Annotated in this window: 18 protein-coding genes and 2 tRNA genes; 4 read left to right on the top strand and 16 right to left on the bottom strand. The window is 37.7% G+C overall.

The genetic code is table 11. The annotated features are described in order from the left end of the window. Nucleotide 1 precedes the first annotated feature (1 nt). On the bottom strand, nt 2-934 hold the full coding sequence (locus FYJ25_RS10090) for a PP2C family protein-serine/threonine phosphatase (RefSeq protein WP_096239326.1): 933 nt from the start codon (nt 932-934) through the stop codon (nt 2-4). A gap of 252 nt (nt 935-1,186) precedes the next feature. Here FYJ25_RS10090 and FYJ25_RS10085 point away from each other — a divergent pair, with 252 nt between their 5' ends. Continuing rightward, nucleotides 1,187-1,918: a protein kinase domain-containing protein gene (locus tag FYJ25_RS10085; protein WP_154581228.1), complete on the top strand. Its 732-nt coding sequence runs from the start codon at nt 1,187-1,189 to the stop codon at nt 1,916-1,918. On the opposite strand, the gene FYJ25_RS10080 is transcribed toward FYJ25_RS10085, so the two are convergent. The 7 genes from FYJ25_RS10080 to FYJ25_RS10050 form a co-directional block, all read right to left on the bottom strand. Beyond that, a complete protein-coding gene (locus tag FYJ25_RS10080) occupies nt 1,889-3,163 on the bottom strand; it encodes a penicillin-binding transpeptidase domain-containing protein (RefSeq protein WP_167513813.1) in 1,275 nt (424 codons plus the stop codon). The genes FYJ25_RS10085 and FYJ25_RS10080 overlap by 30 nt on opposite strands. Beyond that, nucleotides 3,102-4,691: an FtsW/RodA/SpoVE family cell cycle protein gene (locus FYJ25_RS10075; protein ID WP_154581226.1), complete on the bottom strand. Its 1,590-nt coding sequence runs from the start codon at nt 4,689-4,691 to the stop codon at nt 3,102-3,104. Before FYJ25_RS10075 ends, FYJ25_RS10080 begins: the two co-directional genes overlap by 62 nt. Next, nucleotides 4,684-5,598, bottom strand: a complete 915-nt coding sequence (locus tag FYJ25_RS10070; RefSeq protein WP_154581225.1) for an FHA domain-containing protein — start codon at nt 5,596-5,598, stop codon at nt 4,684-4,686. Before FYJ25_RS10070 ends, FYJ25_RS10075 begins: the two co-directional genes overlap by 8 nt. A gap of 96 nt (nt 5,599-5,694) precedes the next feature. Beyond that, the gene (locus FYJ25_RS10065; RefSeq protein WP_154581224.1) at nt 5,695-7,266 is read right to left on the bottom strand and encodes a hypothetical protein; all 1,572 of its coding nucleotides are present in this window, start codon (nt 7,264-7,266) and stop codon (nt 5,695-5,697) included. Between the two features lie 55 nt (nt 7,267-7,321). Next, nucleotides 7,322-9,433, bottom strand: coding sequence for a hypothetical protein (locus tag FYJ25_RS10060; protein ID WP_154581223.1), 2,112 nt, complete (start codon nt 9,431-9,433; stop codon nt 7,322-7,324). Beyond that, nucleotides 9,433-10,860 carry a hypothetical protein gene (locus FYJ25_RS10055; RefSeq protein ID WP_096239318.1) on the bottom strand — a complete coding sequence of 476 codons (1,428 nt, stop codon included), beginning with the start codon at nt 10,858-10,860 and terminating at the stop codon, nt 9,433-9,435. The genes FYJ25_RS10060 and FYJ25_RS10055 overlap by 1 nt, the downstream gene beginning before the upstream one ends. 15 nt (nt 10,861-10,875) lie before the next feature. Then, on the bottom strand, nt 10,876-11,466 hold the full coding sequence (locus FYJ25_RS10050) for a hypothetical protein (protein ID WP_123864833.1): 591 nt from the start codon (nt 11,464-11,466) through the stop codon (nt 10,876-10,878). A gap of 251 nt (nt 11,467-11,717) precedes the next feature. On the opposite strand from FYJ25_RS10050, the gene FYJ25_RS10045 reads away from it, so the two are divergent. Beyond that, nucleotides 11,718-12,719, top strand: a complete 1,002-nt coding sequence (locus FYJ25_RS10045) for an AraC family transcriptional regulator (protein ID WP_021908226.1) — start codon at nt 11,718-11,720, stop codon at nt 12,717-12,719. Nucleotides 12,720-12,815: 96 nt separating this feature from the next. Here FYJ25_RS10045 and FYJ25_RS10040 read toward each other — a convergent pair whose 3' ends face one another. Next, on the bottom strand, nt 12,816-13,736 hold the full coding sequence (locus FYJ25_RS10040; protein ID WP_096239316.1) for a sugar phosphate nucleotidyltransferase: 921 nt from the start codon (nt 13,734-13,736) through the stop codon (nt 12,816-12,818). 324 nt (nt 13,737-14,060) lie between these two features. Here FYJ25_RS10040 and FYJ25_RS10035 point away from each other — a divergent pair, with 324 nt between their 5' ends. Both FYJ25_RS10035 and FYJ25_RS10030 read left to right on the top strand, forming a co-directional pair. Next, entirely contained in the window at nt 14,061-14,894 is an 834-nt protein-coding gene (locus FYJ25_RS10035) for an AraC family transcriptional regulator (RefSeq protein WP_167513812.1), read from the top strand. A 107-nt stretch (nt 14,895-15,001) separates the two neighbouring features. Beyond that, on the top strand, nt 15,002-16,609 hold the full coding sequence (locus FYJ25_RS10030) for a CTP synthase (RefSeq protein ID WP_096239314.1): 1,608 nt from the start codon (nt 15,002-15,004) through the stop codon (nt 16,607-16,609). 253 nt (nt 16,610-16,862) lie between these two features. Here the strand turns inward: FYJ25_RS10030 and FYJ25_RS10025 are convergent, their stop codons facing one another. From FYJ25_RS10025 to FYJ25_RS09995, 7 genes are all read right to left on the bottom strand, one after another. After that, nucleotides 16,863-17,966 carry a CPBP family intramembrane glutamic endopeptidase gene (locus FYJ25_RS10025; protein ID WP_154581221.1) on the bottom strand — a complete coding sequence of 368 codons (1,104 nt, stop codon included), beginning with the start codon at nt 17,964-17,966 and terminating at the stop codon, nt 16,863-16,865. Nucleotides 17,967-17,997: 31 nt separating this feature from the next. Then, the gene (locus FYJ25_RS10020; RefSeq protein WP_154581220.1) at nt 17,998-18,846 is read right to left on the bottom strand and encodes a CvfB family protein; all 849 of its coding nucleotides are present in this window, start codon (nt 18,844-18,846) and stop codon (nt 17,998-18,000) included. Between the two features lie 25 nt (nt 18,847-18,871). After that, nucleotides 18,872-19,594 carry an acyl-[acyl-carrier-protein] thioesterase gene (locus FYJ25_RS10015; RefSeq protein ID WP_154581219.1) on the bottom strand — a complete coding sequence of 241 codons (723 nt, stop codon included), beginning with the start codon at nt 19,592-19,594 and terminating at the stop codon, nt 18,872-18,874. Nucleotides 19,595-19,664: 70 nt separating this feature from the next. Continuing rightward, nucleotides 19,665-20,516 carry a copper homeostasis protein CutC gene (locus FYJ25_RS10010; RefSeq protein WP_154581218.1) on the bottom strand — a complete coding sequence of 284 codons (852 nt, stop codon included), beginning with the start codon at nt 20,514-20,516 and terminating at the stop codon, nt 19,665-19,667. Between the two features lie 212 nt (nt 20,517-20,728). After that, nucleotides 20,729-21,046 (bottom strand): BMC domain-containing protein, encoded by a 318-nt coding sequence (locus tag FYJ25_RS10005; protein ID WP_096239310.1) that lies wholly within the window; start codon nt 21,044-21,046, stop codon nt 20,729-20,731. 166 nt (nt 21,047-21,212) lie between these two features. After that, a tRNA-Gln gene (locus tag FYJ25_RS10000) sits at nt 21,213-21,284 on the bottom strand. A gap of 25 nt (nt 21,285-21,309) precedes the next feature. Beyond that, a tRNA-Arg gene (locus tag FYJ25_RS09995) sits at nt 21,310-21,383 on the bottom strand. Between the last annotated feature and the right edge of the window lie 50 nt (nt 21,384-21,433).

The raw sequence follows: 21,433 nt of genomic DNA, 5'->3' as shown, positions 1-21,433 counted from the left end.
ATTACCGCCCTCCTATAAAACGGTTCCCTAATAATTTCTCTTTTAACGATATCGGTTTCTTTTTCTCGGAAAGCTTTGTATAACAGCAATTCTCCTCTTTAGGAACTGCCTGTCTTATATCTGTTTTGGGAAATTCTATTTCCATTTCGACTTCTTTTTTCTTTTTTTCTTTTTCCTTCTTCAAGTAAAAGATTGCCGTCTGATTATCTTCTTCTCCCGCTTCCCTTGCCTTTTCAAAAATCCGTCCGATCACCTTTTGTGGACGTTCACAGTTGCAAAGTACAGATTGAATTTCTTCTAATGTAAGGTCTCCGAATGCTCCATCTGACCCCATTAATATCCCATCAGCTTCTTCAGCCTGAAACACAGAACAATACGGGATACATTCCTTTCGCTTACCAAGATAATCAAGAAGGCGATTCTTATTCTGATAATACAATACCGATCCTGGTGCTGTCTTTCCTTCTCTGACCATCTTCTCTGCTACATTCTGTATCTCACTGACTAATGTAATTTTACCATCTTTAATACGGTACACCGGACTGTCTCCACAGTTTGATACGATAACCGTATCCCAGAAATGGATGACAGAGGATAACGTAGTTCCACCTTTCATTCCGGCATCTAAACCATTCTTATATAACCTCTGATTCAACTTACTATATATTTCTTCCGAAAATTCCTGCAAAATCTCAATCTGTCTGTCTAAAGGATTCCCTCGAAATCTTTCACTCATCATCGTCGCAAGCAGTTCCTGATACCACATATTAACCGCTGCTTCTGAATAATATTTTCCCCCGGAAAGTCCACCCATTCCATCAGCAACTACCATAGCTCTTACTGCTGCTTCCGCATTCATGCGAAACTCCATCTGGCAATAGCTGTCCTCATTGGATGAGCGTCGGTTTATTTCACTTGCAAAAAAGAAAGCCACCGTACTTCCTCCCCTCTCTATTTGAAAATTTCTTTTCTTTATGATACACTGAATCACATAAAAAATCTATGTACTCTCGGAATCTTTTTGTGCTTGATTTTGTGAGAAGTTTTTTTGTCAATTGTGCCCAAATTTTTGAGGCGTACGTGGTGCGTACGTTGATAAAATTCGGGTGCAACTGGCGGAAAAGCAGCCACAAAAGCAAGTGCAAGAAAGACTCCGAGAGTACATATCTACCAAAGGAGGTTTTCCATGTTTCCCGAATCTTTTTCTGAGCTTACATTTTATCAGAAGAAAAAAGATATTTTAATATATACGGCTGCAGATTCTAAACATCAATACATATTAAAATGCAGTGAAAATATTCCTTCTGTCCGCCAGGCCCTGCTTGATGAATATGAAGGATTATCTCCTCTGTCCCACCCGTCTCTTCCACATTATTATGGATTTCAGGAAGACTTCACTTTACCAGGAACAAACGTTCCACTTCTTGCTCTTTGTATGGAACACTGCGAAGGCACTTTACTCCCTGAACTTGTGCCATCTTTATCTTTAAAAGATTTGTTACGGATTCTATTTTCCACCGGAGAAGTGCTTGCTTATCTTCTGGAAAACGGCATTCTTTATACCGATCTTCATCCGTCAAACCTTCTCATAAGAACAACGGATCAGTATAGGATGGTCACTCTTCTGGATTTTACTTACTGTTATTATTTTCTGAATAACCCAAATCCACCATATACGCTCCGCTTTTCCTATAATCTTTCTCCTGATCTCAAAGGACAGCAGATGTTGATTCAGGAGCTTACGTTCTTTCTCCATGCTCTTCTTGAACAAAAAGAACAAGCAACAGGAAATCAAAAGAATTCTATTCAGAAATCCCTTCCTTTTTCTGTATATATGCTGCTTGAAACGGGCAATCATCCACCAGAAACGCTGTCCCTTCATGAGTTTTTACTCATGATCAAACAGTGTATCATATAAATCTTCTACTACCGGCGCAAGTGTCTTTCCGATTTCTGTTGTCTTTAAACGGTTCGCTACGATAATATACTGTGGATCATCTGCCGGAGCAAATGTGACAAGCCACGCGTTATTGGTCCCGTCGCCTCTCTCGGCAGTTCCGGTCTTTGCAGCAATCGAGTATCCCTGTTCTCCTACTTCAGAAAGCCCATAGGATTCTCCCGCTTCCTTCATCACTTCTTTGATTTCTTCTGCTGTATCTGCATCCATTGTTTTTACCAGCTTTTCCGTCTTTCCTTCCTGCGTTATCTTTCCCTTGCTATTGACTACAGATTTAAAAAGATATGGTTTTAACATTTCTCCATCGTTTGCAATACTTTGTGTGATCATCGCCATTTGCAATGGGGTAACTAATGTTTCTCCCTGTCCAAATGCTGTTGTTGCAACAATATTATCCTCGTAATCTTTTAAATCAAAATTCGAATGTAGTGTTGCAAAATCAAGAGAAATATCTTCCCCTAATAAAAAGCTTTTTCCTGTTTTATATAATCGCAGTCCACCAAGCTTTAATGCGCGGTTCATAAAGTATACATTCGATGACTTCACGAAACCTTCCCGATAAGCAATACTTCCATAAGCCTTTCCCCCATAATTCCTTATCGTCTGTCCATTCACTTTAAGAGAACCAGTATCTTCTACTTCTTCTTTCTCAATTCCTGCTTCTATGATTTCTTTGGAAGTAATCAGCTTAAATACCGAACCAGGTGCTACCGGATTCTGGTAGGCATTGGAAAAAAATACTCCTTCTTTTTCATTGATTTCTTTCCATTTTTCTTCGATTTCTGTCACATTAAAGGTTGGAGAAGAAGCCAGTGCTAGAAGTTCCCCTGTCTTTGCATTCATCACGACAACGGAACCTTTATACTTTTTGATATCTTTATATGCTTGTTCCTGAAGCGCTGCATCAATGGTAAGTGTGACATCTGCCCCTCTTTTTTCCTGATCCCTATTACCACAATCACTGTGAACAAGCACATCATTCATCGTCTTTTCTACGCCATATGTCCCATAAATCTTAGACCAGTAGCCGACCAGATTCGAAAACGCATATGGATGAGAATACGTACGTGTACCTCCCGGCTTCTGAGAAAATGCGATCGTATTTCCATTCCGATCTAAAATAGACCCTCTGACATACTCTTTCTCATACACCTTTGCCTTCGCCTGACTCTTCTTTTTGTCCGCTTCTTCGGACACGCCCGGCATCAGCGCGGAAACTCTTACGAGGGAAATGATCATTAAGATGACGCAGATAAGTGTGGCACTTTGCAGTAACTGCGTTCTCCTTAAAAAATTTATCTTGTTCTTCTTCATCTTCTAGCGTTCCTTTCCATTTGACATTACTTGATACAGCTACGATCAATCCCACAATCATAAAACTGATCATCAGAGAACTTCCGCCACTTGAAATAAATGGCAATGTAATTCCGGTAAGTGGACAAAGACCGGTACTTCCGGCAATAATAATCAATGTCTGATCAAAAAGCATGAAGACAAAACCAGCTCCCACCGCCCTGTGATAGCGGTCCTGCTTTCTTACAAACAGCTGAACACCTTCAAGCCACATCATAATAAATACAATAAATACAAGCAAAGCAAACACCATGCCACATCGCTGAATCAGCGCCGGATACACAAGATCACTTGTCTTAACCGGAAGTTCTGTAACAGAAGATGTTCCAAACCATCCACCAAGAACAATCGATTCTTTTGCCTTAAGAAGCTGGTAGCCAAGTCCTAATGCATCTTTTTCCGGATGAAGCCAGTAAATAAAACGATTTGCAATCTTGTTATAATTTGAAAGAAAAATTTGTGCAATCTTATTCGTTCCAAGAAATACTCCCGCAGCTTTCCACTTTGTCAACTGCATTCCAATAACTGAAAGTCCCAAAGATCCTGCTGCCATAACAAGCACTGTTCCGATAAAATACCGTATATCCGGTATAAATAAAAATATAAACGTCAAAAATAACATGAGAATCAATAGCATCGTACCAAACTCGCTCTGTAATGCCAGAAATAATACTTCTATAAACGTCACGATATAAAATGCTCTGATATTTTCTTTATCTGGATTCTCCTTTGTTCCAAGTAGTCCCGCTGCAATAAATACATACAAAAACTTGATAAATTCTGTTGTCTGCAGCGACACTCCTCCGATTGTAATCCAGTTTCTTACGTTTCCTACACTCTTTGCAAGAGCAAGCGTAATCACTGATAAAAACAATGAAAAATAAAAGAACATCCTGCAAACTTTTACAGATGATAAATTTAACTTCTTTAGAGCCTTTGTTGAGGACAGATTCTTACAATTCAGATAAAGGAATGCCGCTACAAGCGCCATTACAAATCCAAGAATATATTGAAACTGCAAAGCGGCAGCCGGATTATGTGTCTCATAATACTGTGGATTCTTTAAAACCTGTTCTTCCCTGAAAATACATTGAAGCATCGTTCCTACGGTAAGAAGCAATAAAGTGTAAATGACAATCTTTTTATTTCCATGGATCACTGACGTAAAAAACCAGGATAATAAAGTAATTCCAAGCAGGATTCCTATCATATCAAGATAAATCTTTCCTGCTCCTTTTGCCTGCACAAAAATGAATGCCGCTGCCTGCATTAGCAAAAGAGCAAGAACGGGACTATTCTTAAAAGAATAAAAGGCTCTTTGTATCTCCCACAGAACTCTCTCAAACGAAAATGACTTCGTTCCGGTATCATGTCTACTCATAAATACCCTCCACGTTTTTATATAATCTGGTAGACTGGCTTCTTCTGCCTTCTACTTCGATCTGAAATTCTTCATTACCAATATAGACACGAACACCATCTGATAAAGGAACCTGACTTGTCATCATCCCATTCACATATAACTTATTCATTGTTCCTACATCTTCTAAAACGTATCTTCCATCTTTTTCCACGATACGGCAATGATTTCTTGCCACACACAAATCATCAAGAACTAGGTCATTATTGGTACTCCTTCCAATTGTAAATGGAATCTGATTTACGCGGTATCTTGCCATCACCCGATGATTCGCATCAAGCTTCATCAATGTGATTCCCGTTGTCTGACGCTTCTTCATCGGAATGATCTTACCGCTTCGTTCCTCTGCTTTATCACCTGCAGACCTATACTGTTCCGTTCTGGTCTGTTCCTGACGCTGTTTCTCTTTCTCTTCATAATCATATAACCAGTCTGTATTCACACGAAGGCTCTCTCCATCATATCCCGGACGGTCTTCTCCTGGCTGTTCTTCTATATTGTCATAGAAAGAGCAGTCTTCCTGCTGTTCTTCTGCCTTATCATAGAATGTCCTATCTTCTGCTTGTTCCTCTGCATCCTCATAGATTGGCATATCTTCTGACTGCTCACCTGTATTCTCGTAAATCAGATTTTCTTTCCGTTTCTCCTGTTTTTGTATTTTCTTTTGTTTTTTCTCTTTTTGTACTTCTAACTTCTTCTCCTCACGCTTTTGCTTGATTTCCTCCTTCTTCTCCTGTCTCAGTGCCCACTCATCTACGAAACTCTCCCCCTCTTCGGAAGCTTTCTTAAGATTCTTATTCGAACGAATCAACACTAATACAATAAATGCAATTAAAATGACAACCCCTATCTGAGAAATAATAGACATAAATATAGCTCCTGCCTTTCGTTATTTGTAACAATCACTTTCAACAGGAGCATACCATAAATAGTATCTTTATTCAAATATTTGCTTTCCGAACTTTTACTGACGCTGTCTTACTTTTGCAACGGCTTCTACCATAGAAGCAAGATTCCCTTCTAAAAGTACTTCCTCATGTCCGATCATCTTTGTAAGTACTGTCAGGAATTCTTCTCCTTCAAGAGAATGTTTTTCAAACTCCTGTCTGATTTCTTCTACATTACGCTTTCCATTCTCTTTCTGATAACACTTTCCAGTCCACACTGAATACAATGTCGCTGCGTAAAAATACATATCATTACGCAAAAAGTCTTTTGTAAACCGGCTTGGTCTTCTCACGTAACAGTAATCCTCAAACTTTTCCATATCAAGGGCATCAGGCACATAATTCTTCTCAATAGAAAGTGCCGGTATTTCCTGAAATTCTGCCTGTTTCCAGTCAGGAATTCCTGTTTCCATATATTCTGCGGCACTTTTCTTAAAAGAGACATTCTTTTTATTTCGATTCATATCATCAAAAAGTAACTTATCTTCCATAGCAAAACGGCAATATCCGTTCTTTTCATAACCAAACTCTTTGTTCTTTTCATTCTGTAAAAGCTGCTTTCCAATACAGAAAGAAAACCACCACTTCTGTGAAACCGGAAGTTCATAAACGGAATTATATTTACGGCATAAATCTTCCTCAATTTCATAGCCCTTCTGACGAAGTCTCTCTGCAGCCGATTCAATCATGATCCATATTTCCTGGCTGTTTGCTACAGAATTCGACTTATATCGGGCGATCATCTCAATAATGACTTCTGCCGGAGTGATACCAAGCGGCTCCATCTGCGCCTTTGCAAGAAGTTTTTCAATAGATTCATAGGTTGGCTGCAGGGCAATACAGAAACGAAGAAGCCACTCTCTTGTAACAACAGCCTTTCCTGCTCTTATCTTTGAAAACTGCGCTTCACAATGCAGACATCCAATGTCTCTTAAAAACCAGGCCGCCTTATCATAATATCCATATTCTTCTTCAATCACTTCCTCAAGACACTGTCCAAACTTTCTTGCCCCATCACGAAATTCATCTTTATAAATCCGTATCAGTTCATAAAATTCTTCTAACGTCCCTGCTTCAGAAAGCATTACCCACAAGTCCATCGTCGCAAGACTTCTGCTGTCCTGCTGCACATTTTCTTCTAAAATATCTTCAATCTTCTCTCTGACAGCTTCAAAAGAATCTATCGAAAAAAGTCCATTGATCAATGCGATCCACAGGGCATCATCTATATTTTTACAGTACAGTCCGTATCCCATATAATTTTCTAAAAGAATATGATTAATTTCTTCCAGATTCATCTGAAATGCCATTCCAAGTGTAACATAGATATCTCTGGAAGATGGCATGGAACCCCGAAGCCAGGCTCCGATTGCCTGTCTGGTTACAGGAACATACGTAACGGTTCCTTCCTTTTTCTTTTCCACTCGATGAAACACCTTTTTGGCCAGCGAGGTATTACTATAGTCAAAAGCATCCATTTTTTCCTCTAAAAATCTGGAAAACGGAATCTTATTCTTCTGTCCTTCAGCTAGCCGTTCTTCTATTGCATTCATAAAAGATTCTATTGTATCGTCTGCTAATCTTTCCATAATTCCCTCATTCTTATCTGCGCTTATTTACCTGTTACTTTTTATATTCTTCCTGTTATTCTTCCTGCTTTTTTCTCGCTTTCTGCATCTGGATCAAATTAACGATCTGAATACATACTGCGACCACTCCAAGAACAATAAAATAATACAGTCTTACTTTCTGTGAACGGAAGAACCAGCCTGCCGCTTCTATAATCCATCCTTCTACCAGGCAAAGCCCGATCACCTTCCATAAAGGATATCTCTCTTTTCTCTGAAGAATTACCCCCTCATAATTCAACATGAGGAGTACCCACATTCCTGCCATACCAAGAGCAATCTTCCAGTGTCCGATCATCAGAGAATAATGAGATAAATACATAATACAGCCCGTCAGAAATCCTTGTGGAAAACCTATAAATAAAAATGGAATCATCGGGCCTTCCTGTTCTTCTTCCACAGATTCTGCCTCCACACCTTCCACAGCATTGCTTACAGGCTCATCTATCGACGCATCTTCTTTATATCTACGTCCCATGTCACATTCCTCCTCACCGCTGTCCTTTGTTCTTCCGTCTTTTTTTACTTTATGACCTCTTCGTCCACGTTCTTCCCGCAGTACCCTTTTCATCTCCGGCTTATACATATACAGCATATCCTCTATATAGCAAGCCGTCTCCATCTGCTTTCTGTCAAATAATGAGACATGTGCCTGAAGCTGTCCTACAAAATCTTCAAGTATCTTTATCCACTGCTCTTTTCTGTTCAGATGAACAGCAATCTTATCGAACAGTTCATAACCTTTTTGATCAAAAAGATTCGCATTGAGTAATCCGATTCCGGTTCTTAAAATATCGTCTTTTCGCTCTCCCGGTATACTCTGCTCGCTAAACTCCCTTACATACCTGTAAAGGCTTTCCATATCGGAAGCATTAAGATGATACATACGCCGGCTGTACTCTGACTGTTCTTTCTGAAAATCTCCACCACATAACAAACCTGTATATAATTCTTTATTTCTTTCTCGAATCATAGATAACAAAGAAGCAAACTCCTTTTTATCTTCATCATAAACTTCTCTTAAAATATGATCCATTTCCATTAAAATGACTTTTTTAGAACGTCCTGTTACTCCCGCAATGAGACTTTCGATATAGATTTGTCTCTCTGCCTGTGAAAATGGATGCTGATGTACTTCTGCCAAAATATCTTCTGCCACAAATTTTAATTCTTTATCTTTACAAACCCAGTATAGCAGCTCTGGTATATTTTTACTAAGATATTCCATGGAGAGGGGATTCTTTCCATGTTTTCTTGCAATATCATAAAAAATCCATTCTACTTTTTTCAAAAGATTTCCAGTATCACGCACATTTTTTAAATACTCTGCTGCTACCTGCTGAAAGTCCTGATAAATAGAATCTTGTTTCTCACTTGCCTTTGCAATGCCATGATAAAAATACTGATCCAGTGCATCCCAGTCAGCATCCCACCCATTCTTTTCAGAAAGAGAATAGGAATAGGTTCCACATACTTTTGGGGAAAAATAAAAAGGTACTGATGGAATAGCTTCTCTTGTAAATGAAACATATCCTGCCTTCTCCCTGATACACTGTGGAAGTAAACTGTGGATCACATACATAACTTTCTGTGTATTCGCGGCAAACTCTTCTTCCTTCCAGTTCGGAGCAACAATATTAAGACCTTCCGAATGTCCTGACAAACACCAAAAGACCACCTGCATAAATTCAGGTAGTCTCTCTTCAAGACACAGCTCTCGTAAGATATCTTCTCGATCAAATTTGGCTTCTTCTAATGTTAATGTTGGAAGAAATCCTGTACTCTCCCCCTCCGTCCATTCTATTCCTGGAGCAAGATATACTGCCGGATTATGATCCGGCGCTTTGGGCTGATATAATCTTACCCTTTTATTCTGACGTTTATCTTCTCCTGATTCACAGGGAATAGATGTCATCTTGACAAACCCACAGACAGGGCTGTATACAAGTTCTTCTACTTCGATTCTTCCTGTTTTATCAACCACCGCTGCCTGCGCTACTTTCTCTAATTCTCTTAAATATGTCCTGTCTTCCGGTATGGAAGAAGCTACAATTCCCCAACCGAGTTTATTCCCGGAAATACAATGATTGGACCATGTATATTCATGAATTAAATATTCTATCTTCATTACTCAAGCCACCCTCTTTCCTGCATAAACTTCATTATCATCCATAAGATTGGTTCCTCCGTCCTGATCGGCCGCACTCTTCCAACCGTCCTTACTTCCTTCTGCGTTCCCTCCATCGTCTCTTCTGTTTCACATCCAAGTGCTGAAACTGCAAAAAGTCCACTTTCTTTATAATCATCCAGATTACGCTGCAGACGAAAAACCTTCTGATCAAAAATCTGTTTTAATATTTCCTGTCTTAAAAAATGATGATCCATATTCATAAAGCCGTAGGACACCTGCTTTCTTTCAAATAAAAGACTGCTTCCTCGATATTCCTTTATTTCTCCGAGTTCTTCTAACAAATCACTTTTTGCGATCGTAAGTGCCATATATTTTTGCTTTAATTCATGATCTCCTAAAACAGAACGAATAGAATCTAAAATGGTATCCGCTTTTCTCTCATAGAAATACTCATCACTTACTGTATTCTCCATCATGAAATCTGCCTGATTCATTACCTGTTTTCCGTTCTCGTTACTCATACGCTGAATGGACATCTGTTCTTCCTTACTCATAACATATAGTTTCTCAAGAACCCGTTCCTCATCCGGAATCTGCTTATTAATAAGAGAATGTTCCAAATGCATCTGTGCCGGATCTACCAGGCAGATAAATCCATCCATATGACGAACAAAACCGGTTCTTCCGGTTCCGGCACTATCACGTATTAATTCTCCTGCCACATCATAAATTGAAGTGATCATGTGGAGATTCTTCTGACCGATCCGATAGGTCACTTCCAAAAATATCGGTTTCTTAAATGCCTTGCTCGTTGATTCCGGACAGATTCCATAGCGTAACAACTTATCCGCATTCCGTTCCATCTCCATCTTATAATCATCATTCGGATTTCCGTAAGCATTACGAATGGTAAGGTTCTGTCTTTGCATCACATCAAATCCATTCATCATAAGCGAACACAGATAGACTGTCTTACCAGATGCAACACTTCCTGCTAAACCAATCATGAGCATCTCATATTTAAAAAAGTTCTGTGGAAGAACATTATGGCAATGTGGACATACCATCGTATTTGAAAACATCGTCACCGCTCCCTCTTCCACATGAAATGTGTATCCACAGCTATCCGGATCAAAACGCTTCACTGCCAGTTCATTTCCCGCTGCCGTAAGCTCCTGATTCAACTCTGTCATAACTTCATTATCAATAATGATTCTTCGGGCATCAATCTGTTCTTCCGGGATTCCCATGGCACTCCAAAAATATAAATAAGATACGTCTGTTTTATAGGAAAATACTTCATTCAGCGCCGGGGACTGAAATCGCACTCCATCGGTTCTTAAAAGAAATCCTGCATCTTCATTCGAAATGTTCCGAAAACAGTAAGGACATTTCTTCACTCGTATTGTTTTTGTCTCCTGCATTAGTATCTCTCCCGTCTAACATCTCTTTGTTGCTTTTATCGAAATCTCATGTTTCGATTCCAAAATAATATAATACGTCACATCCTGTTTTATGACAGCTTTCTTTGTAGAAATCCCCTGATCTCTTGAAAGACCGGCTTCCCTGATTTCAAAAGGCTGCTGCTTAGAAACAATAATCAGTTCTTCCGGCTGATCTGATGCACAGATTTCCAACCCCTGATCTTCGATATAATAAGTAAATTCTTTACCTGACGGATGCTTACCATACATAAGAATATTATCAAGTGCAACTTTATCTTTTCGAATCGTTCCATCTGCACAAACAGCCGCACATCCTCCAAAAGCAGAACCATGTGTGATCAGAAAATCCATCCCAAATACACGATCTCTCTGCTTCTTTTCTTCTTCCTGTCTTAACTGCCGCTCCTCTTCTCTTCTCTGACTCTCCAGTTCAGAAACCTGACCAGCATAATCCAATATGTATTTTTCCTTCTGCTGCCTTCCGCTCTGCCGCTTCCATTGAACGACACCCGCCACAGCTAATACCGCTGCGATCACAAGACCGGCTTCCATAGTAAAAGTAGCAATCAACTCTTTACACCTCATTCAATCCTTGTTTATTGACAGAAATTTCCTCTTTGTATTTCTATCTTGCATGATATCACGAATTACTCCATAGCTAACGCTACTGACATCATCCTGTATACGATTATAGCAGAAAAAAAGCATTTCTCAAAGAGGGTGATTTATTGGTTTTTACTTGCAGTCTCTATTTGATTTCTATCTGAAAATATTATAAGATATAATTATAGAAAACTATATAGATTTTTGTAAATAACAGAAATGAGGATTTTTTTATGTCTCCTGAATCATTGCAATTGAAAAAAGAATTTGAAATACAAAAGATAGCTTCTCTTCATTATTTTGAATATAAAAGCGATTTCATTTTTAAAAGTGAATATCATGACTACTGGAAATTACTTTATGTCGAAGATGGAAGCGCTGAAATTACATTTTCTAATAAAAAGCTTTCTCCAGTAATTTTAGAAAAGGGAGATTTATTTATACAATCTCCTGATGAATATTATTCCTTTAAAGCAGCACCAGGGAAAATTGCTGTCCTTTTTACAGCTGGCTTTTATTGCGACACCCAACATCCTGCCCTTCTTTCTAATCTTTCTAACAAAAAGTTTCACTGTCAGAAAAAAGAAGCAACCCTATTACAGGACCTTGCTCTAGAAGGAAAAAATAATTTTTCTCCTAAGATTAACCCGGTATCTCCTGCCGCCCTTGAACGAAGATATAATCAACCATTTGGTGGAGAACAGCTAATCAGTATTTATCTTGAAATGCTTCTTATCAGCCTTATGCGCCAGTATACTTCTTCCGAAGAACAAAAGGATCAAAAAAAGAGTATGGATCAGCCTGAAAAAGAAAACAATCTTTCTCCGGCCCTCCTGAAAACGGACTCTATTCTTTTTAATCGAATTACAGATTATTATGAAGCACATATCACAGAACATATTAAAGTAGAACACCTTTGTAAAGAATTTGCGATCGGGCGTTCCCATTTACAAAGAATATTCAGAGAACAGACCGGTTATGGCGCCATAGAATACTTCTGCCAGATGAGGATCAGCGTCGCGAAACGCTGTATTCGTGAAAACAAAATGAACCTGACCGATACTGCAGCCGCACTTGGCTATACCTCCATCTATTATTTTTCAAAACAATTTAAAAAAATTACCGGTATGTCTCCTTCTCAATATCAAAAGATGGTACGCTCCTCTAAAAAAGATCCGATTTATGAACAGATAGATTTGGAGAATCCACTTTCTCCATCTGATATAAAATATTAATTTTTTCAAATTAAAAATTCAAGAATGCCTCGGCATTCTTGAATTTTTCTTCTACTCTTTATCGTCCCTGCAGGTGAACCGTCTATTTCCATCCGTCTATTTCCATAAATTTTCCGGATACGTTCCCTGTTCTTTCATGGCAGCAATCGCATCCATAACCGACTTCTTATCTTCTTTGTAAGTAACTCCATACCACTTTTCTTCAGATTCCATTACCTCTACAGTAGCTTTCTTTTCCTGAAGTAATTCTTCCACTACACTTGGAAGGAAATATTCACACTTCATAGGATTCTCTTTTAAACCTTTATCTAAGAACGCAGGGAATTTTTCTTCAAGCACTTTTAAAAATCCCGGTGTAAATCCCCAACAGTTCATAGAAACTGGCGTTTTATCCGGAACCGGTATCCAGCTTGCTCCGTCATCCAATGTATACGCTGCTTCTTCTCCTCGTTTTTCGATTCTTGTTCTTTCTGTAATTTCTTTTAAGAAATGATTTTCATCAACCTGGCATACCCCTCTTGATACATGACCATTCTCAGTAATTGTTTTCTCAATATGGAACGCAATCATAACATAACGATACAGCTCATCATCTTCATGCGTTGTCAGATAATCATATAACATCTGAAATGCCTTTGGTCCATAATAATCATCCGCATTGATTACTGCAAATGGTGCATCTACAACATCCTTACAGCACAGTAGTGCATGACCTGTCCCAAATGGTTTTTCTCTTCCTTCCGGTACGTGATATCCTTCCGGCAGCTTATCAAGTTCCTGGAAAACATATTCTACTTCCATAAATGGTTCGATTCTTTTACCGACGATTTCTTTAAAATCTTTCTCAATCGCATGCTTAATAATAAAAACAACTTTCTTAAAACCAGCACGTTTTGCATCATACACACTGAAGTCTAAAATAGCATGTCCCTGCACATCTACTGGATCCATCTGTTTTAAACCGCCATAACGACTTCCCATTCCTGCTGCCATTACAATTAATACAGGTTCTTTCATTCTCTCTTCCTCCCTATGTAAAAAATCTTCTTTATTTATTGAAATCTTCTTTTCTATTTTCCCATAGAAAATCAAAAACATCAATGATGATTTTATACTATTTTTATAATTATTATGTATTTATCTCAAATATTTATATTTCTTTCGTTGAGAATGCTAAAAAAAGATAATATAATATAATAAATAACATTTGATATTTTTATCACAATCATCCACTACAAGTATCCCATAGAAATACAGTCTATCATGTACTCTAGGAATCTTTTTGTGCTTGCTTTTGTGAGAAAGACTCCGAGAGTACATACAAATCCAAAGGAGGCAGTTATGACGCAAACAAGATATACTTTGCAACAACACCATATTAACTTAAAGTCATCTGTAAAATTGTCACAAATCAATATGTATCATTGCGAATCCCCTGCTTCAAACATCTTTCCGGGGCATCCATATTCTAAAATCATCTTTATTCAAAAAGGTGACGGACAATTTTATTTTGGCAATCAATTTTTACCAGTTCAAGAAAATGATTTATTACTGGTGAATCCCGATAAACAAAAGTTTTCCGTTGATGTACAACACCCTCCACTTGATTTTATTATTTTAGGTATTGAAAATCTTCTTTTTACTAACGATACCGGTGAAGCAATCTCTCCGTTTACAAGACTTTCTCTTTCTTTTGATATTTGCCTTAATCTCATGCATATGCTCATTCATGAAGTAACGAAACGTTCAGAATACTATGAAGAGGCATGTCGGCATTATCTGAATCTTATTCTTATAGAAATACAACGGAATACACAAATTAATTATGATTATCCTTCAAAAGAAAAAAATAACAGAGATTGCACTTTCGTTAAAGAGTATTTAGATGACCATTTTACTGAAAACATTACTCTTGATCTTCTTTCCAAAGAAAGCAAAATGAATAAATATTATCTGGTACACTCTTTTACAAAGCATTTTGGATGTTCTCCGATTAGCTATCTGAATGAAAAACGAATCGAGGAAAGTAAAAATCTTCTGGAAACAACAAATCATTCAATCGCATCCATTGCATCTATGATCGGTTTTTCCTCACAATCTTACTTTTCTCAATCATTCAAGAAAAATACATTTATGACTCCAAACGAATATCGAAGAGCCGCACGGCAAATTTAATATTTTTTGTTATTATTTTTTATGTTTCATCTGGAAAAAGAGTCTAACTTATAGTATAATGGTATAATTAATGCAAAAACAGTATCTAATATAGGAGGATTTTATCCATGCCAGTAAAATATGTATTCGTCACAGGTGGAGTTGTTTCCGGTTTAGGAAAGGGTATTACCGCAGCTTCTCTTGGACGTCTTTTAAAAGCACGTGGTTATAAAGTAACCAGCCAGAAGTTTGACCCATATATCAATATGGATCCAGGTACTATGAACCCGATACAGCACGGTGAAGTTTTCGTTACCGATGACGGTGCGGAAACAGACCTTGACCTTGGACATTATGAACGTTTCATTGATGAAAAGTTAAATAAACAGTCTAATGTTACTACCGGTAAAGTATACTGGAGTATCCTTAACAAAGAACGTCGTGGAGATTTCGGCGGACATACCGTACAGGTTATTCCTCATGTCACTAATGAAATTAAAAGTCGTTTTTATCATAATGAAGATGCTTCTGAAACAGAAGTAGCAATTATTGAGATTGGTGGAACTGCCGGTGATATCGAAAGTCAGCCATTTTTAGAAGCGCTTCGTCAGTTCCAGCATGAAGTAGGACATGAGAACTGTATTCTTATTCATGTAACACTGATTCCTTACTTAAAAGCTTCCGGAGAATTAAAGACCAAGCCTACACAGGCCAGTGTAAAAGAGCTGCAGGGAATGGGAATTCAGCCAGATATTCTTGTTTGTCGTTCTGACCTTCCATTAGATGATGATATTAAAGCAAAAATCGCTCAGTTCTGTAATGTTCCTAAGAAACGTGTTATTCAGAATCTTGATGTCGATATTTTATATGAATTACCTCTTGCTATGGAAAAAGAAAAACTTGCTAACGTAGCATGTGAATGTCTGAATATGGAATGCCCACAGCCTGATTTATCTGATTGGATCTCTATGGTTGATGCCTGGAAACATCCAAAACATAAAGTTAGAGTTGCTCTCGTTGGTAAATACGTTTCTCTCCACGATGCTTACATCAGTGTTGTAGAAGCATTAAAACATGGAGCAGTTGCCAACAACGCAGAAGTCGAAATCAAGTGGGTTGATTCCGAACTGGTAAGCAACTACAACGTAGATAGTTTCTTCTCTGACGTAGACGGCATCATCGTTCCTGGTGGATTTGGTGACAGAGGTATCGAAGGTATGATCTGTTCAATCCAATATGCCCGCGAACATAAGATCCCGTATCTTGGACTTTGTCTTGGAATGCAGCTTACTATCGTAGAATTTGCTCGTAATGTTCTCGGATTAAAAGATGCACACAGTCATGAATTTAATGAAAACACAGCGAATCCTGTCATCCATATCATGCCTGATAAAGAAGGCATCACTGATTTAGGCGGAACCCTTCGTCTTGGTTCTTATCCATGTATCCTTGACGAACACTCCAAAGCATATCAGCTTTATGGTCATAAACAGATTGAAGAAAGACATCGTCATCGTTACGAAGTAAATAATGATTACCGCGAAGTACTCCAGGAAAACGGAATGCTTCTTTCCGGATTCTCACCTGACGGACGTATCGTTGAAATGGTAGAGATTCCTGAACATCCTTGGTTTATCGGAACACAGGCACATCCTGAATTTAAATCAAGACCGAATAAACCACACCCATTATTTAAGGGATTCCTTGCTGCTTCATTAGCACATCAGAATAAATAATAAAAATGGTGTCACAGGAACGGTTTAACGACCGTAGCCTGTGGCACCATTTTTATCTCAGTCGAGAAGACTCCACCTCTTTCAGGTGGTGAGTGACAGCAAATTTGTCTCCGTAGGAGTCCAATCTCCGACTGAGATAAACGCTCCGCGAGGATGCGCAGTGATTCTGTAAAGAATATGTCAGCTTACACTGACCAGAATCACGCGCCAAGTCTCGCGGCGGCTCGACTTGAATTTAAATTAAGGCTGTTTATCATATTAAAATTTCATATAATATTGTGATGAGAATACAAAGTCCACTTCCTGCAAAAAATAAAGCATTCGGTTTCCATTTTTCAGAAATTGCAGGAATAACCGTTTTTTTAGCTGTTTGAATCCTTGTTTCTTTTTTCTCTTTTGTTTTGTATACTTCCTTTTCCTCTTTTTCTTCCTTTCCAATAAGAAATACCAGATAGCCTGCTATGAGCATACTAACTACTGCTATAACTCCACCAATAAGCACGAGGCTTATTTCAATTCCTCCCTGCATATTTGTAACACCTGGATTAAAAAGATGATAGCCTGCAATATGACACTCTAACAAAGTCCGTATAACTTTGGTTGAAGGAAAACAACATAGGATTACAGTAAATGCATTAAACAACATATGAAGTGCTATCGAAACTGTCAGATTATCTGTAATATAAATTACAACAGCAAAAAACACCCCCATAACAAATGCATAACACATCTGATTAAAATTCATATGAAGTAAAGCAAATGTTATAGCAGATATAAATATTGCTATCTTCTTATCTGAAATTCCACGATAAATAATTCCTCTGAAAAGAACTTCTTCTATCAAGGCTGGCATAATTGCCACTGCAATCATCGCTTCTAGTGGATGCCCTGAAATTTCTTCTAAAGAAACATCTAATAAGTTCTGAAATACGATCATAGAACAGGCATTTACATAGCCTGCCATAATAAACAGAAATATAGCAGCAATAACAATAAAAAAAGTACTTTTTAAAGAAACCTTTTTTAAATGACAATATTCTGTTGGTTTTACATAAGCTTTTTTGCAACACCAACATACATAAAGCAGCAATATTTCATTAAGTAATACGGTTCCCTGAAAACTTATATTAAGGGAATGCATCGTAAAAATTGTTATAAGCCAGCCTGTTATACAAATCCCAATATTTTTTAGATTTCTTTCCCATATATTTGCAAGCAAAAACCAAATTCCTGTTGTCGCTATCACTATGCCAAATGGGAAAATTCCCAGTAAGGATACAAGAACCGACCCTATTATATGCAGCAGCACTATCATAAACCATATTTTATTAGGATTTAAAAAAGACTTTTCTAACATTTCTGTTCCTCCATATGGAATGGTACTCCTGCTATTTTTCAATTAACGTAATTCCGGTATTGCTTATCTTTATCTTTTTATCTTTGTATAAACGACCAATCGCACGTTTAAACTCATTCTTACTCATGCCAAATTCACTTCGGATATCTTCTGGAGCAGACTTATCATGATATGGAAGAGCACCATCATTCTCCTGAAGTTTTTCCATAATCTTTGCAGAATCAACATCCATCTGTAAATGTGCCTTTTCACGAAGGCTAAGGTTTAGTTTACCGTCTTCTCTTACAGAAAGAACTCTTGCCTGTACCGTCTCTCCTATTCTTAACTTTCTAACAATTTCTTTATTCTGAAGCATACCATTATACTTATTATCTACAGCAATAAATACTCCATACTCCGGATTCTTTCCATATACAGTTCCCTGTACAATATCATCTGCTTTATATGGAGAATCTGTACGAAGGAAATCATATACCTTCATTGTTGCACAAAGTCGGTCACTCTTATCAATATAGAGTCCTACTAAATACTTATCTCCTTTTTGAACCTTTACAATCTGTTCACTATATGGAAGAAGAAGATCTTTCTCCAATCCCCAGTACATAAAACCGCCAATATTATTTACCTGTGCTACTTCTAAAACGGCAAGCTCTCCCAACTGAAGCTTTGGCATATTTGTTGTCGCAATTTCTCTGTCTTTTGAATCACGGTACACAAATACCTCTACTTCATCACCAATCTTTGCATTCTGTGGAACCTGTTTTTTCGGAAGTAAAACACAATCACTTTTTCCATTCCTCTCTGGAGTATCAGAAAGATACACTCCAAAATCAGTTTTATGATCAATATATAACTTCTGTTTTACGCCTAATTCTATCATTACAAATCCTCCCTTTATTATACTATTATTTTTCTTCCTGTTTCTGTAGTATCATCTCAACTAATGCTGCAACTTCCCCATCAGGTTTTATATATTTTACTTTAAAAATATTTTCCTGCTGTTGTGTAAATACCTGTATCGTTTCCTTAAACATCGCTGCTTTTCGATAGTCAATTCGTACTTCCTTTACATTTACATTCTCAGAAAGTACATCTTCTGACCATAATGCATACACCGTATTATTCACATGATTATTACTGTCTAAATATTGCTTTGTTACTTCAATAGATTCCTGCTGTTTCCACTCACCGTTATCATCTATCTTTCGATTAATTCTTACGGTAGTATCCACATCCTTTTCTACGTAAATATCCGCGATTTCTTTGCTTACTTTCATCGGAAGCATCTTTTTCGTATCCATCAATATCCAGATAGCTTCTGCTAAAACAATCGCTTCACCCTCTTCATCAAGAATAGAATATCTTCTGTATCCATAAAATCCTCGCATCTTATATGCCTGTGTCGTAACCGTAATATGTTCAGACATTTTAGGATGTCTTATTATCTTTACATTCCATGCAATTAAATACCATGCTCTATGATTCTTCTGATCTTCTTCTACTCCAAGTCCTAACTCTTCTGACTGAAACATTCCACAATCTTGAAAGTATTCTAAAATCTGATGGAGTCTTGCTACTCCACTTTGGTCTACCTCACTATAGCGAACCTGTATTTTCATTTCATACATATAATGCACCTTTTATTTTTCTTCTACTTCTAAAAATTAATGCGTCTTTTCTCACTGTCCTTTATTCCTTCTACTTTTCTGGCAGTGCCGTATTATCATAACATATTTTTAGTACTTTTTCATCTTCTTTCTCAATTTCAAAAGCAAGTTCACAGGTAGCCATATCGATAAACTTTTTCACTAATACAACATCTACTACTTCATAGTCTCCTACTATCGCTTCTTTACAGGCATTCTTTTTCTTTGCTCTATATGAAAAACTCACATCCTCACTACAGGTTGTCATATCCGGCAGCCATCCTTTACAGGAACTGTGTATTTGCTTTACATCTGTTTTCCTAATAAAATCCTGTACATTCTGTGCATTAAGTCCACTTCCTGCCAAAATCTCAATTTGCTCTCCATATTCTTTCTGTAAATACTGTATAGTCTCTGCTCCGGCAATCGCTGTAGACTTTAATCCACTAGTAAGAACTCTGTACACTCCAATCTCAATAAGTGTCTGCATTGCCTCATTTATATCCGTCACACAATCAAATGCCCTGTGAAAAACAGACTCCTTATTATAAGACTTAATAAGCTGTACCATTTTCTTTGTTTGCTTCTCATTTATTTTTCGATCAGCAGTCAAACAGCCAAATGCAATCCCATCCGCTCCATTTTCCAATAAAATGTGGGCATCCTCCAGCATCACTTCAAACTCTTCCATATTATAGCAAAAACCTGCTCCTCTTGGACGAACCATACAGATAACCTTCAAACCTGTATTTTTCTTTACCTGACGAAGTGTTCCAAGAGACGGGGTTAAGCCACCTAAATGCAATGCACTATTTAACTCTACTCTCTTCGCTCCACCCTTCCAGGCCTGCAATGTATCATAATAACTACCACAGCAGATTTCTACTTCTAGATTCTTTGACATAAATCTAATCTCCTTCTTTTTTACATTTTTGTTCCTCTAACTCCAGCCACTGTCAGCCCTGAAATAGAAAAGCTATCTTATATTTGTGCCTTAGAGCGAGGATTGAATGCGAGACGTTAAGCGAACATTCAACCCACAGTGATAGAATCACAAATATAAGATAGCTTTTCTATTTCGAGGCATCAGCCTGTTAATGAACTAAATAGTAAAAACTAAATCAAACGATTTTTCTTTTCTTTTTCCTCTCTCATCAACGTTTTCATTGCTGTTTCTACTGCCGTCGTTTCACCAAAGAAAGCTAATGTTGTGATATGCTGTGGACAACTTCCATTAATCTCTACCGGATAAACATTACTTGTCTTAAATGCACGATCTGCGTAATATAATACACCGGCTACCGTTGTCTGTAATAAACCTACTGCATCAAACTTTCTACTTTTTAATTCTTCTCTGCTCTCCGCATTCATTTTGCGATAAAACATCTTCATTACGGATTCACTTGGATTATAAATAATACGTCCTTCTGTCATTTTAAACCTCCACTACATCTTGTACATATTCTAGAGCATGTTTATATAATCATTAATTATCATGATAGCATATTCCTAATCAAGTAACAATGTACTTTCTTGCTGTTAATATGTAATATCTTCCCAATATGCAAAAAAAGGACACAATAATGTGTCCTATCCATTACAGCGCTACCAGGATTCGAACCTGGAAATGCTGGAATCAGAATCCAGTGCCTTACCATTTGGCGATAGCGCTACATTGTGATTCTAAAAGAATCAAACGTGGGCAAGAGGATTCGAACCCCCGACCTTTTGGTCCGTAGCCAAACGCTCTATCCAGCTGAGCTATGCCCACAAATTCTTTAAAGTATGCCGGCGATCGGAATCGAACCGATACGGGAGTAT

Origin of the sequence: Anaerobutyricum soehngenii (assembly GCF_009697165.1) — a bacterium.
Lineage (GTDB): Bacteria > Bacillota > Clostridia > Lachnospirales > Lachnospiraceae > Anaerobutyricum > Anaerobutyricum soehngenii.
This window is presented reverse-complemented; position numbering and strand designations above follow the sequence as displayed.